This window comes from Klebsiella sp. K5-306 (assembly GCF_051835185.1).
GTDB classification, from domain to species: Bacteria; Pseudomonadota; Gammaproteobacteria; order Enterobacterales; family Enterobacteriaceae; genus Klebsiella; species Klebsiella oxytoca.
Genome location: NZ_JAIFJY010000006.1, coordinates 153,383 through 167,478, shown reverse-complemented (window position 1 = coordinate 167,478; position 14,096 = coordinate 153,383). Strand labels below are relative to the sequence as shown.

At 57.3% G+C, this 14,096-nt stretch carries 9 protein-coding genes; 7 read left to right on the top strand and 2 right to left on the bottom strand.

Annotation, left to right across the window (positions count from 1 at the left end):
• Positions 1 to 15: 15 nt before the first annotated feature.
• The 4 genes from K2184_RS11795 to K2184_RS11780 all read left to right on the top strand — a co-directional run bounded on the left by K2184_RS11795 (position 16) and on the right by K2184_RS11780 (position 5,779).
• A complete protein-coding gene (locus K2184_RS11795) occupies positions 16 to 915 on the top strand; it encodes a glycyl-radical enzyme activating protein (RefSeq protein ID WP_004111617.1) in 900 nt (299 codons plus the stop codon).
• Between the two features lie 4 nt (positions 916 to 919).
• Positions 920 to 3,352 (top strand): formate C-acetyltransferase/glycerol dehydratase family glycyl radical enzyme, encoded by a 2,433-nt coding sequence (locus K2184_RS11790; RefSeq protein ID WP_004100520.1) that lies wholly within the window; start codon positions 920 to 922, stop codon positions 3,350 to 3,352.
• 209 nt (positions 3,353 to 3,561) lie between these two features.
• Complete coding sequence (locus K2184_RS11785) at positions 3,562 to 4,377, top strand: Cof-type HAD-IIB family hydrolase (protein WP_004100518.1); 816 nt, start codon at positions 3,562 to 3,564, stop codon at positions 4,375 to 4,377.
• A 136-nt stretch (positions 4,378 to 4,513) separates the two neighbouring features.
• Entirely contained in the window at positions 4,514 to 5,779 is a 1,266-nt protein-coding gene (locus K2184_RS11780) for a DUF1479 domain-containing protein (RefSeq protein WP_004100516.1), read from the top strand.
• On the opposite strand, the gene K2184_RS11775 is transcribed toward K2184_RS11780, so the two are convergent.
• On the bottom strand, positions 5,776 to 6,849 hold the full coding sequence (locus tag K2184_RS11775) for a LacI family DNA-binding transcriptional regulator (protein ID WP_047720111.1): 1,074 nt from the start codon (positions 6,847 to 6,849) through the stop codon (positions 5,776 to 5,778). The two genes, K2184_RS11780 and K2184_RS11775, sit on opposite strands and share 4 nt — an antisense overlap.
• Before the next feature lie 298 nt (positions 6,850 to 7,147).
• Between K2184_RS11775 and K2184_RS11770 the strand changes: the two genes are divergently transcribed.
• The gene (locus K2184_RS11770) at positions 7,148 to 8,449 is read left to right on the top strand and encodes an MFS transporter (protein WP_004100512.1); all 1,302 of its coding nucleotides are present in this window, start codon (positions 7,148 to 7,150) and stop codon (positions 8,447 to 8,449) included.
• A gap of 15 nt (positions 8,450 to 8,464) precedes the next feature.
• Positions 8,465 to 10,828, top strand: coding sequence for a glycoside hydrolase family 31 protein (locus K2184_RS11765; RefSeq protein ID WP_163525162.1), 2,364 nt, complete (start codon positions 8,465 to 8,467; stop codon positions 10,826 to 10,828).
• A gap of 607 nt (positions 10,829 to 11,435) precedes the next feature.
• On the opposite strand, the gene K2184_RS11760 is transcribed toward K2184_RS11765, so the two are convergent.
• Positions 11,436 to 13,028, bottom strand: coding sequence for an ABC-F family ATPase (locus K2184_RS11760; protein ID WP_016808105.1), 1,593 nt, complete (start codon positions 13,026 to 13,028; stop codon positions 11,436 to 11,438).
• 178 nt (positions 13,029 to 13,206) lie between these two features.
• Between K2184_RS11760 and K2184_RS11755 the strand changes: the two genes are divergently transcribed.
• A complete protein-coding gene (locus K2184_RS11755) occupies positions 13,207 to 13,989 on the top strand; it encodes a tyrosine-protein phosphatase (protein WP_004100507.1) in 783 nt (260 codons plus the stop codon).
• The last annotated feature ends 107 nt before the right edge of the window (positions 13,990 to 14,096 follow it).

The window sequence follows — 14,096 nt, the reverse complement described above, 5'->3', positions numbered from 1 at the left end:
ACAAGAGGGTGAATCATGATCTTCAACATTCAGCGTTACTCAACCCATGACGGCCCGGGGATCCGCACTGTCGTATTCCTCAAAGGCTGTTCGCTGGGCTGCCGCTGGTGCCAGAACCCGGAAAGCCGCGCCCGCACGGCGGATTTGCTGTACGACGCCCGCCTTTGCCTGGACGGCTGCGACCTCTGCCAGCAGGCTGCGCCGGAAGTGATTACCCGTAAGCTGGACGGTCTGATTATCCATCGCGAAAAGCTCACCGATGCGCATATCGGCAAATTGCGCGACTGCTGCCCGACGACGGCGTTAACGGTGTGCGGCGAAGAGAAAAGCGTCGAAGAGATTATGGCCACGGTGCTGCGCGACAAACCGTTTTACGACCGCAGCGGCGGCGGCGTCACGCTTTCCGGCGGCGAGCCGTTTATGAATCCCGAGCTGGCCCGACAGCTGTTTGAGGCCAGCCACCGCGCGGGGATCCACACCGCGGTCGAAACCTGCCTGCACGTGCCGTGGAAATACGTCGAACCCGCTTTGCCGTTTATCGATCTGTTTCTCGCCGATCTCAAGCACGTCAACGAAGCGATTTTCCAGCAGTGGACGGACGGCAGCGCCCGTCGGGTACTGGATAACCTGCAGCGCGTTGCGCAGGCCGGAAAGAAAATCATCATTCGCGTACCGCTGATCCAGGGCTTTAACGCCAACGAAAGCGATATCGCCGCCATTACCGATTTTGCCGCTGACCGTTTAAAGGTTGGCGAGATCCACTTTCTGCCTTACCACACGTTAGGCATGAATAAATACCAATTACTCAGTCAGCCCTATACCGCTCCGGATAAACCGCTTGCTGCACCCGAGCTGCTCGCCTTCGCGCAGCACTATGCTCAGAGCAAAGGTTTAACGGCGACTTTACGAGGATAACCTTATGACAACGTTGAAACTGGATACTCTGAGCCCGCGCATACAGGCGCATAAAATGGCGCTGGTGCATATCGTCAAGCCGCCGGTCTGTACCGAACGCGCCCTGCACTATACCCAAGCCTATCAGCAGCATCTGGATAAGCCGATCCCGGTACGCCGCGCGCTGGCGCTGGCCCACCACCTGGCGGAACGCACAATCTGGATCAAGCACGATGAACTGATCGTCGGCAACCAGGCCAGCGAAGTTCGCGCGGCGCCAATCTTCCCGGAATACACCGTTAGCTGGATCGAAAAAGAGATCGACGACCTCGCCGATCGCCCCGGCGCCGGTTTTGCCGTTAGCGAAGAAAACAAACGCGTGCTGCACGAAGTGTGTCCGTGGTGGCGCGGTCAAACGGTACAGGACCGCTGCTACGGCATGTTCACCGATGAGCAAAAAGCGCTGCTGGCCACCGGCATTATCAAAGCGGAAGGCAATATGACCTCCGGCGATGCTCACCTTGCAGTCAACTATCCGCTGCTGCTGGAAAAAGGCCTCGACGGCATGCGCGCGAAAGTCGCCGAGCGCCGTTCGCGCATTAACCTGACCGTACTGGAAGATCTGCACGGCGAGCAGTTCCTGAAAGCCATTGATATCGTGCTGGAAGCGGTGAGCGAACACTGTAAGCGCTATGCCGGGCTGGCGCGCAGCATGGCCGCGACGGAGAGCCGTGAATCCCGCCGCGACGAGCTGCTGGCGATTGCCGAAAACTGCGACATCATCGCCCATGAGCCGCCGAAAACTTTCTGGCAGGCGCTGCAGCTGTGCTATTTCATCCAGCTGATTCTGCAGATCGAGTCCAACGGTCACTCGGTCTCTTTCGGCCGTATGGACCAGTATCTCTACCCTTACTACCGCCGCGACGTTGAGCTGGCACACTCTCTGGATCGCGAACACGCCATTGAGCTACTGCACTGCTGCTGGCTTAAACTGCTGGAGGTGAACAAAATTCGCTCCGGCTCGCACTCTAAGGCTTCCGCCGGGAGCCCGTTGTATCAGAACGTCACCATCGGCGGCCAGAATCTGGTGGACGGTAAAGCGCAGGATGCGGTGAACCCGCTCTCCTACGCCATCCTGGAATCCTGCGGTCGGCTGCGTTCGACTCAGCCTAACCTCAGCGTGCGCTATCACGCGGGCATGAGCAACGACTTCCTCGACGCCTGCGTGCAGGTGATCCGCTGCGGCTTCGGCATGCCGGCGTTCAACAACGATGAAATCGTCATCCCGGAATTTATCAAGCTGGGGATCGAGCCGCAGGATGCCTACGACTATGCCGCTATCGGCTGCATTGAAACCGCCGTCGGCGGTAAATGGGGCTATCGCTGCACCGGGATGAGCTTTATCAACTTCGCCCGCGTCATGCTGGCAACCCTGGAAGGCGGCCGCGACGCCACCAGCGGCCAGGTTTTCCTGCCGCAGGAACATGCGCTGTCAAAAGGCAACTTCGACAACTTTGAACAGGTCCTGGCCGACTGGGATACGCAGATCCGCTACTACACGCGCAAATCTATCGAGATTGAGTACGTGGTCGATACCATGCTGGAAGAGAACGTGCACGATATCCTCTGCTCGGCGCTGGTCGATGACTGCATTGAGCGTGCGAAGAGCATCAAGCAGGGCGGCGCGAAATATGACTGGGTATCCGGTCTGCAGGTCGGTATCGCTAACCTCGGCAACAGCCTGGCGGCGGTGAAGAAACTGGTGTTCGACCAGGGCGTCATTGGTCAACAAGAGCTGGCCAAAGCGCTGGCTGAAGACTTCGAAGGCCTGACCCACGAGCAGCTGCGCCAGCGCTTAATCAACGGCGCGCCGAAATACGGTAACGATGAAGATAGCGTCGATATTCTGCTGGCTCGCGCCTACCAGACCTATATTGATGAGCTGAAGCTGTATCATAACCCGCGCTATGGCCGCGGCCCGATCGGCGGTAACTACTACGCCGGCACCTCGTCCATCTCCGCCAACGTGCCGTTTGGCGCTCAAACGATGGCGACGCCGGATGGCCGTAAAGCGCACTCGCCGCTGGCGGAAGGGGCAAGTCCGGCTTCCGGTACCGACCACCTGGGGCCGACCGCGGTGATCAGCTCGGTAGGTAAACTGCCAACCGGCTCAATTCTTGGCGGCGTACTGCTTAACCAGAAGCTGAACCCGGCTACGCTGGAGAATGAGTCGGATAAGCAGAAACTGATGGTGCTGCTGCGCACCTTCTTCGAGGTGCACAAAGGCTGGCATATTCAGTACAACATCGTGTCGCGCGAAACGCTGCTGGAAGCGAAGAAACATCCTGACCAGTATCGTGATTTAGTGGTCCGCGTGGCCGGATACTCAGCGTTCTTTACCGCCCTGTCGCCGGATGCTCAGGACGATATTATCGCCCGTACCGAGCATACGCTGTAAGCCACATCCCCCGGCTTGCGCTGCGCTTAGCCGGGCTACAGGTTCGAAGCCGTTTGCGGGCCGGTAGTCCGGGTAAGGCGTTTACGCCGCAATCCGGGGTTTTATGTTGCACAAGGGTGAACACAAACTTTCATTCGAAATAAATTTGTGCTCCCCATCACATTGTAATTAGAATGTTACTGGTCGAAGTTAAGCCAGGAGCATGTGTTATGACCGTTAAAGTTATCGTCACCGATATGGACGGAACTTTTCTCAATGACGCCAAGCAGTACGATCGCTCGCGTTTTCTTGCGCAGTTCGCGCAACTCCAGCAGCAGGGTATTGAGTTTGTGGTCGCCAGCGGCAACCAGTACTATCAGCTGATCTCTTTTTTCCCGGAAATCCGCGACCAAATCTCCTTTGTTGCCGAGAACGGCGCGCTGGTTTTCGAACACGGTCAACAGCTGTTCCACGGTGAACTTACCCGCCATGAATCCCAGGTGGTGATTGGCGAACTGCTCAAAGACCCGCAGCTCAACTTTGTCGCCTGCGGCCTCGAGAGCGCTTACGTCAGCGATCGCGCGCCCGACGCCTTTGTCGCGCTGATGTCAAAGCACTACCATCGTCTGCAGCGTATTGGCAGCTACCATGACATCGACGATAAGCTGTTTAAGTTTTCCCTTAACCTGCCGGATAGCGAAATTCCGCAGCTTATCGACAAACTGCACGTCTCGCTGGACGGCATTATGAAGCCGGTCACCAGCGGTTTTGGCTTCGTCGATTTGATCATCCCCGGCCTGCATAAAGCCAACGGTATCAGCCGCTTGCTTAAGCGCTGGAACATTTCGCCGCAGGCGTGCGTAGCCATCGGCGACAGCGCGAACGACACGGAAATGCTGAAGCTGGTGAGATACTCTTTCGCAATGGCCAATGCCGCCGAAAGCATTAAAGCGGTATCGCGTTATGCTACCGATGACAACAACCACGACGGCGCGCTGAAGGTGATTCAGGCCGTCCTCGACCACGCCACCCCGTTCGACAAGTAACGCCTCTCCGGGGCTTACCGCCCCGATTTTCCATTTTGTGCATCTCCGCATAATTTTAAACTTGCATTAACTTAATTTTAACTTAAATTATCGTATGTAAGATTTAATACTTTCGAATGAAAGATGAGAGGTCATTATGGCTATTACCTGTACCTGTGAAACTTTACCTGCCGACCCAAAAGCGGCCATCCGCCAGATCAAGCAAGAGCTGCGGGCGCAAATTGGCGACGTGCAGGCGGTGTTCGATCGTCTGACGGCGCGAATCGCTGCGCGTGTGGAAGAGATTGATGCCCTTAAAACCAGCGGACAGGACGTCTGGCCGACAATCCCGTTCGCCGATATTGCCCGGGATCGGGTTACGCAAGCCCAGCGCGAGCTCATCAAGCGTCGCGGCTGCGTGGTGATCAAGGGCCATTTTCCCCGCGAACAGGCGCTGGGATGGGATAACTCGATGCTCGCGTATCTGGACCGCAACCATTTCGATGAGGTCTACAAAGGCCCCGGCGATACTTTTTTCGGTTCACTGGAAGCGTCGCGCCCGGAAATCTATCCGATTTACTGGTCCCAGGCGCAGATGCAGGCGCGCCAGAGCGATGAAATGGCCGCCGCGCAGTCATTTCTTAACCGCTTGTGGACGTTTAACCACGACGGCAAGCAGTGGTTTAACCCGGATATCAGCGTTATTTACCCGGACCGTATTCGCCGCCGCCCGCCGGGAACCACCTCGAAAGGTCTGGGCGCGCATACCGATTCCGGCGCCCTGGAACGTTGGCTGCTACCGGCCTATCAGAAAGTGTTTGCCGACGTGTTTAACGGCAATGTTGATGCTTACGACCCGTGGGACGCGGCGCACCGTACTGACGTCGAAGAGTACACGGTCGACAATACCACCAAATGCTCGGTATTCCGTACCTTCCAGGGCTGGACCGCGCTCTCCGATATGATCCCCGATCAGGGCCTGCTGCACGTCGTGCCGATCCCGGAAGCTATGGCTTACGTACTGCTGCGTCCGCTGCTCGACGATGTGCCGGAGGATGAACTGTGCGGCGTCGCGCCGGGCAAGGTATTGCCGATTTCGGAAAAATGGCACCCGCTGCTGATCAAAGCCTTAAGTTCTATTCCGGCGCTCAATGCGGGCGATTCGGTATGGTGGCACTGCGACGTCATCCACTCAGTCGCGCCGGTGGAAAATCAGCAAGGCTGGGGCAACGTCATGTATATTCCCGCCGCGCCGATGTGTGAGAAAAACCTCGCCTACGCGCAGAAGGTTAAAGCCGCGCTGGCGCGCGGCGCTTCGCCGGGAGATTTCCCGCGTGAAGATTATGAAACCGACTGGGAAGGCCGCTTCACGCTGGAGGATTTAAATGTCCACGGCAAGCGGGCGCTGGGGATGGCGGATTAATCGTCGTATAACCCCTTAGGCTCAACGGCGGTGCGGCGGTTACCGGCACGTATCCGCCGCACCGAATCACGTACCGCCAGCGTACCATGCAATAATAGTGAGCCGTGCGGCGCATCGGGACGAATCAGCCTCTGCTGCAACAAATGTACTGCTTCAACGCCTAATTCATCGCGCGGGACGTGGACAGCGGTTAACGGCACATCCTGAATCGCCGCCAGGTTAAAGCCGTCGATACTCATGATAGAAATATCCTGCGGCACGCGTAATCCGCGCTTCTGCAGAGCAGCGATCGTCCCTGCCGCCATAAAATCACCGCCTACCAGAAACGCCGTTGGCAGCGGGCCATCACAGCGCTGATCCAGCCACTCGCCCACTTTTGTCTCAGTATCCCGGGCGCTGAAATTGGCGACGTCGATTAAATCCATGCTATCGACAAAGCGCAGATTCCGCGCACGCCACGCCTGCTTAATCCCCAGTAAACGCAGTTCCATGGTATAGCGGCGCAGACACATCACGTTCATGATCGCCTGGTGCCCCATCTCAAACAGATAGCGGGCGGCGAATTGACCGATCAGTCGATGATCCGGCGCGACGGAAGGGAGGCGCATTCCGGCGTCGTGGCAGTTAATCATCACGCAGGGTTTAGCCAGGTCCGCCGCCAGATCGTGAATATGCGGATCGTCGATTCCCAGTAAGATGGCGGCCTGGGTCGATGTTTCATGCATACGCTGCAAAAACAAATTGGCATCGCTGTCATTCTCCTCCAGCGCGCAATAGCGCAGATGCACCTCATGGGGCACCAACGCCGAATTGATGCTCTGAATAACGCGATAGTAGTAAATATCTGTACGCTCATCGAACGCCCGCTGAGGGGCAAAGACCACCAGATTATTGAGCAGCATTCTCCCGGCGGCGATACCGTCCATGACGCCAAGCTCGCGAGCGCACTCCAGAACCCTCTGGCGGGCCCTGGCGCTGGTATTCGCTTTCCCTGCCAGCACTCGCGATACCGTACTGACAGAGAGCCCCGTGCGGCCCGCTATTTCGCTCACTTTTAGCTTTTTATCCATTTTGTGATCGCGCTCTAATTTGCTGATGAAAAAATTTTCATATTCAGAATATGAATATTTTTAAGGGAATTGCCCGCTTCTTACTGCGATCGCGATCGGCTCATGAAAAAATTTGCAGAATTGCCGCTAGGGTCCACCTCTTTTCTCCCTTAGCCTGAATTGGTCCACCACAAATCAAATAAGTCAACCAATCGTGGCGGAACAGCAGCATTATCGAACAACGAAACAGAAAATTTTAGCGACCACTCAGGAATCAGGCTGGTCAATTTTCCCTACTACATGTCTCGTGGAGAGTTCTATGAGCCAAGGTCTCAATAATGATATGGCGGTGAGTAAATCAGGCCGCATAGTAAAAAATCTGCGCTGGTGGATACTGGTGCTGTTTTTGCTGGGCGTGACCGTGAACTACATTACGCGCAACTCGCTGGGGATTATCGCCCCGGAATTAAAAACCTCGTTGGGGATTACCACCGAACAGTATTCATGGATAGTCGGCGCATTTCAGCTGGCCTATACCATTTTCCAGCCGCTCTGCGGCTGGCTCATCGACGTAATCGGCCTCAAGCTCGGCTTTATGATTTGCGCCACTCTGTGGGCCGTCGCCTGCATTGCCCATGCCGGTGCGGGAAGCTGGCTGCACCTGGCGATCCTGCGCTTTTTTATGGGCGGCGCTGAGGCTGCGGCGACGCCAGCCAACGCCAAAACGCTGGGTGAGTGGTTTCCAAAATCCGAGCGGCCGATAGCGGCTGGCTGGGCTGGCGTCGGTTTCTCGGTCGGCGCCATGCTGGCGCCGCCGATTATCTACTTTGCGCACGCCTCGTTCGGCTGGCAGGGCGCCTTCATGTTCACCGGCGCGCTGGCGCTCTTGTGGGTCGTGCTGTGGTGGGCGTTTTATCATAATCCGGAGAAGCACCCTAACCTCGGGAAAGCTGAGCTGGCGCTGATCCAGCAGGATAATGAAGCACCGCCGGTCAAACTGCCCTTCTTTACCGCGCTGAAAACCGTATCAAAAAACAAGCGCTTCTACGGTATCGCCATTCCGGCCTTTATGGCGGAACCCGCCTGGGCGGTGCTGAGCTTCTGGGTACCGCTCTATCTGGCAAAAGAGCACGGAATGGATTTAAAGCAAATCGCTATGTTCGCCTGGCTACCGTTTCTGGCGGCCGACCTCGGCAGCGTCGCCAGCGGCTATCTGACCAAACTGTATACCCGCTGGTTCGGCTGTTCACGGGTGAACTCGGTGGTCGCCAGCTCCGTGACCGGCGCCTTCCTGATGATTTCGCTCGCCACCGTGGCGATCACCCGCGATCCCTATATCACCATCGTACTGATTTCAATAGGCGGCTTCGGTCACCAGATTATCTCCTGCATGCTCAGCGCGCTGGTGGTGGAGTCGTTCGATAAAGGACAGATGGCGACCGTGAACGGCATGCGCGGATCCGCCGCGTGGATCGCCAGCTTTCTGTTCTCACTGTTAATTGGGGTCACCGCCGACAAAATCGGCTTCAACCCGCTGTTTATCGCCATGGGGTTCTTTGACCTGATTGGCGCGGTATTCCTGGTGGCATTTATTGCTGAACGTCGCGCAAAACGCGCCTGAGAGTGGATGTAAAAAATGAAGACTTTGAAAAACTGGACTTTACGCCAACGGCTGGAGCACCACGTTGAGCTGACCGTCGACGGCCAACACACCCTGTGTCTGTACGTTCTGGAAGAGAATATGTTCCGCGTGCTGCTGAAACGGCACGGTCAGCTGGCGGTGGATCGCACCTGGAGTATCGCTCCCGGACAGGATGTGCCGTGGGAAGGCCGTCCTCGCGAAGAGCTAAGCGGCTTTAGCCTCCCCGCCTGGCAGCTCACGGAACAGGAAGGCACCCTCTGTATCGCCACCGAACAGCTGCGCGTTATCGTCCACCAGCCGCTGTGGCTGGAATGGAGCTATCGCGATGAAGCCGACGAGTGGCAGCCGCTGGCGAACGACCGCCCGACCAGCGCCTATCTGGCGAATGCGCACGGCGACGGCGTTGCCCACTACCTGAGCCGACGTAAAGATGAGCGCTTCTACGGTCTGGGTGAGAAGGCGGGCGATCTGCAGCGTACCGGCAAACGCTATGAGATGCGTAACCTCGACGCGATGGGGTATAACGCGGTGAGCACCGACCCGCTGTATAAACATATTCCATTTACCATCGCGCAGCGTAGCGATGTCAGCTACGGCCTGTTTTACGATAACCTGAGCAGCTGCTGGCTGGATCTCGGTAACGAAATCGATAATTACCATACCGCCTATCGCCGCTGGCAGGCGGAAGCTGGCGACATCGATTACTATCTGTTCACCGGCAAGCGCGTACTGGATATCACTAAAGCCTTCGTTCGCCTGACCGGTAAAACGCTGTTTGGGCCAAAATGGAGCCTCGGCTATAGCGGTTCGACGATGCATTACACCGACGCGCCGGATGCGCAAAACCAGCTGATGAACTTTATCCGTCTGTGCGATGAACACGCCATTCCGTGCGATTCGTTTCAGCTCTCATCCGGCTATACCTCGATTAATGGCAAACGCTATGTCTTTAACTGGAACTACGATAAAGTGCCGCAGCCGCAGGTGATGAGCCAGGCCTTCCACGATGCCGGGCTGAAGCTCGCCGCCAATATTAAGCCCTGCCTGCTGCAGGACCATCCGCGCTATAACGAAGTGGCGGAACGCGGGCTATTTATTCGTGATTCACAGGCCGATGCCCCCGAGCGCTCCAGCTTCTGGGACGACGAAGGGTCGCACCTCGACTTTACCAACCCGCAGACCGTCGCCTGGTGGCAGGAAGGCGTGACAACCCAGCTGCTGGAGATGGGTATCGACGCCACGTGGAACGATAATAACGAGTATGAAGTGTGGGACGGCGAAGCCCGCTGTTATGGGTTTGGCCAGGAGATTGCCATTAAACATATTCGCCCGGTCATGCCGCTGCTGATGATGCGCGCGTCGCTGGAGGCTCAGCAGCGCTTTGCGCCGCACAAACGTCCGTATCTTATCTCTCGTTCCGGCTGCGCCGGGATGCAGCGCTATGTTCAGACCTGGAGCGGTGATAACCGTACTAACTGGGATACGCTGCGCTACAACACCCGGATGGGGCTGGGAATGAGCCTCTCCGGACTGTTCAACGTCGGCCACGATGTTGGCGGCTTCTCTGGCGATAAACCGGACCCGGAACTGTTCGTTCGCTGGGTGCAAAACGGCGTTATGCATCCGCGCTTTACCATTCACTCATGGAATGACGACCAGACGGTTAATGAAGCGTGGATGTATCCGGAAATCACGCCGGCCATCCGTGCGGCCATTGAGCTGCGCTATCGTCTGCTGCCGTACCTCTATACCCTGCTCTGGCAGGCTCACGCCGACGATGAACCGATGCTGCGCCCGACCTTCCTCGATCACGAGCACGATCCGCAGACGTTTGCCGAATGCGACGACTTCCTGTTGGGTCGCGATCTGCTGGTCGCCAGCGTCGTCGAGCCCGGTGAGCGTCAGCGCCGCGTCTGGCTGCCGGCTAATCAGGACGGCTGGTACGACTTTGATAGCCACCAGTGGTTCGCCGGCGGGCAGTGGATCGTCCTTGATGCGCCGCTGGAAAAGCTGCCGCTGCTGGTTCGTGCCGGAGCAGGCCTGCCGCTCAGCGAACGCATCCGTCACGTCGATGCGCAAAAAGACGATCGTCGTGAGCTGAAACTGTTCCCGCTGAAAGGCGTGGGGACCCGCCGCGGCCTGCTGTTTGAGGATGATGGCGAAAGCTGGGGTTACCAGAATGGCCATGCGCTGTGGGTAGAGTGGGAAATGGTTTGCGATAGCGCCAGCATCAATCTGAAGGTCAACGCGCGCGGCGATTATCGACCGGCGTGGAAAGCGTTGAAGGTGTCGTTACCTGCAGGGGAAACCCGCAGGCTGCTGGTGAATGGTGAAGAAAAGAGCGAGTGGCGGGTGTAGTGCGGATAAGGCGCAGCAGCGCCTCCGGGGCATTCAACCACTCTGTTCTCTGCAAGGGGCATTCTGCGCGCTGCTCCCGGGGGCGGCGCTCAAAGCGCCTTGCCCGGGCTACAGGTTCATCGCCGATTGCAGTGCGGTAGCCCGGACAGATGCGCAGCATCGACTCCGGGAATTCAGCTGCTCTGTTCTCTGCAAGGGGTATTCTGCGCGCTGCTCCCGGGGGCGGCGCTTAACGCGCCTTGCCCGGGCTACAGGTTCATCGCCGTCTGCAGTGTGGTAGCCCGGACAGATGCGCAGCATCGCCTCCGGGAATTCAGCCGCTCTGTTCTCTACAAGGGGTATTCTGCACGCTGCTCCCGGGGGCGGCGCTTAACGCGCCTTGCCCGGGCTACAGGTTCATCGCCGTCTGCAGTGTGGTAGCCCGTACAGATGCGCAGCATCGCCTCCGGGAATTCAGCCGCTCTGTTCTCTACAAGGGGTATTCTGCACGCTGCTCCCGGGGGCGGCGCTCAACGCGCCTTGCCCGGGCTACAGGTTCATCGCCGTCTGTGGGAGGTATCCGGATAAAGCGCAGCAGCGCCGCAATCCGGGACAAACAACAGGAAAACTATTCGATACCTTTGCTGCGCAGATAATCTTCGTAGTTACCGGTGAAGTCCACAACGCGCTCCGGCGTAATTTCAATCACTCGGGTCGCCAGCGAGCTTACAAACTCACGGTCGTGGGAAACGAAAATCAGCGTGCCCTGATACATCTCCAGCGCCATGTTCAGCGATTCGATCGATTCCATATCCAGGTGGTTGGTGGGTTCATCCATCACCAGAATATTCGGTTTTTGCATCATCAGCTTACCGAAAAGCATACGGCCTTTTTCGCCCCCGGAGAGTACTTTCGCCGGCTTTTTGATATCGTCCTGGCTGAACAGCAGTCGACCAAGGATGCTGCGCACCGCCTGCTCATCGTCGCTTTCCTGTTTCCACTGGCTCATCCACTCAAATACCGTCAGATCGTTTTCAAATTCATATTCATGATCCTGCGCGTAGTAGCCAATCTGCGCATTCTCAGACCATTTAACGGTACCGTTGTCCGGCGCCAGATCGCCGACCAGGGTTTTCAGCATCGTGGATTTACCCACGCCGTTGGCGCCCAGAATGGCAACCTTTTCTCCCACTTCCAGCAGCAGGTTGAAGTTTTTAAACAGCGGGCCGTTATCAAAACCTTTAGCCAGCGCTTCCACTTCCAGGGCGTTACGGAACAGCTTCTTATCCTGCTCAAAGCGAATGAACGGGTTCTGGCGGCTGGAGGCTTTCACTTCGTCCAGCTTGATTTTGTCAATCTGACGGGCGCGCGAGGTCGCCTGGCGAGATTTAGAGGCGTTAGCGCTAAAACGGCTGACGAAAGATTGCAGGTCGGCGATCTGCGCTTTTTTCTTGGCGTTGTCAGCCAGCAGACGTTCGCGCGCCTGGGTCGCCGCGGTCATGTATTCATCGTAGTTGCCAGGATAAACGCGCAGTTCGCCGTAATCCAGATCCGCCATGTGGGTACAGACCATATTCAGGAAGTGACGGTCGTGCGAAATGATGATCATGGTGCTATCGCGGTCGTTGAGCGTCTGCTCCAGCCAGCGGATGGTGTCGATGTCCAGGTTGTTCGTCGGTTCGTCGAGCAGCAAAATGTCCGGATTAGAGAACAGCGCCTGCGCCAGCAGCACGCGCAGCTTCCAGCCGGGAGCGACTTCGCTCATCGGACCGTAATGCTGTTCAACCGGGATCCCCACGCCGAGCAGCAGCTCGCCGGCGCGCGCCTCAGCGGAATAGCCGTCCATCTCGCCATATAGCACTTCAAGGTCAGCCACTTTGTAGCCGTCCTCTTCGCTCATCTCCGCCAGGGAGTAGATGCGATCGCGCTCCTGCTTCACTTCCCACAGCTCGCCGTGGCCCATAATCACCGTATCCAGCACGCTGAACTCTTCAAACGCAAACTGATCCTGGCGCAGCTTACCGATACGCTCGTTCGGATCGAGGGAGACGTTGCCCAGCGTCGGCTCAAGATCGCCGCCGAGGATCTTCATAAAGGTCGATTTGCCGCTACCGTTGGCGCCAATCAGGCCGTAACGGTTGCCGCCGCCAAATTTGACGGAAATGTTTTCGAACAGCGGCTTACTGCCGAACTGCATGGTGACGTTGCTGGATACTAGCACGGGGTTATCCTGAAAATAGAGAATGAGAAGTGTGATGAACCAGACATTATGCCAGCAAATGCTTCACTTTTCACGGGCCGTTATAAAATCATCACTGCCGCCTGTGTTAGGGTCGTTGTCACCTTGCGCGGTTATACTACTCAGTGCGTAATTTTTTACCCTAATCTGGAAGGAACCTATGACCACAATCTCCCGCCATCCGGCCTTCTTATCGCTGCAGGGCGGTATCAACTTTCGTGACCTGGGCGGCCAGCGTACCGCCGACGGCCGCCGCGTGCGGTCGGGGAAGCTTTTCCGCTCCGGCTCGCTGCATATGATGACGACCGCTGACTTAACCCACCTGGACGCTATCCCGCTCAGCCGGGTGATAGATTATCGCGATCCGGGAGAAGTGCATCGTAGCCCCGATAAGCTGAACGAAACGGCCCACTATCTCAACGCCCCGGCGAATCCTCACGTTCGCGACGTCAACGCTAAAGTCACCGAGCTCAGCGCCGCCACGCTCAACGCCCTTAACGGCGAGCAGTTTATGCTGGAGCTCTATCGCCAGCTGCCGTTCAACAACGCCGCTTATCGCCAGCTGGCCGGTTGGCTGATGGAACCCTTCGACGGCGCGCTGCTGCAGCACTGCGCGGTGGGCAAAGACCGCACCGGCGTTGGCTGCGCATTGACGCTGTTCGCCCTCGGCTGCGATCGCCATACGGTGATGGAAGAGTACCTGCTGACCCAGGGCATGCTGACTGAGGTCGAGAATTTCATGCTCGATTCCCTCGGCGATGAACTGACCGCTCGCGGCCGGCAGAACCTGGCGGAAATCATGACGGTTCATGAGTCTTATCTTGCTGCCGCGCTTTCTCAAATCGACGACCGCTACGCCAGCGTCGATGCCTGGCTGGAGAAAGAGTATCAGCTTACGCCGCAGGCGCGTGAAGCGCTCCAGTCGCGGCTTCTGGAGGGGTAATCCCCTCCCGTTTTCAGGCGGCAGGGCCAGCGTTGACGGGCTACACTCTCGGTCACAGGAAAAAAATGTGATTTCGTACACATCTCATTTACCTGTTTGGCGGAAAG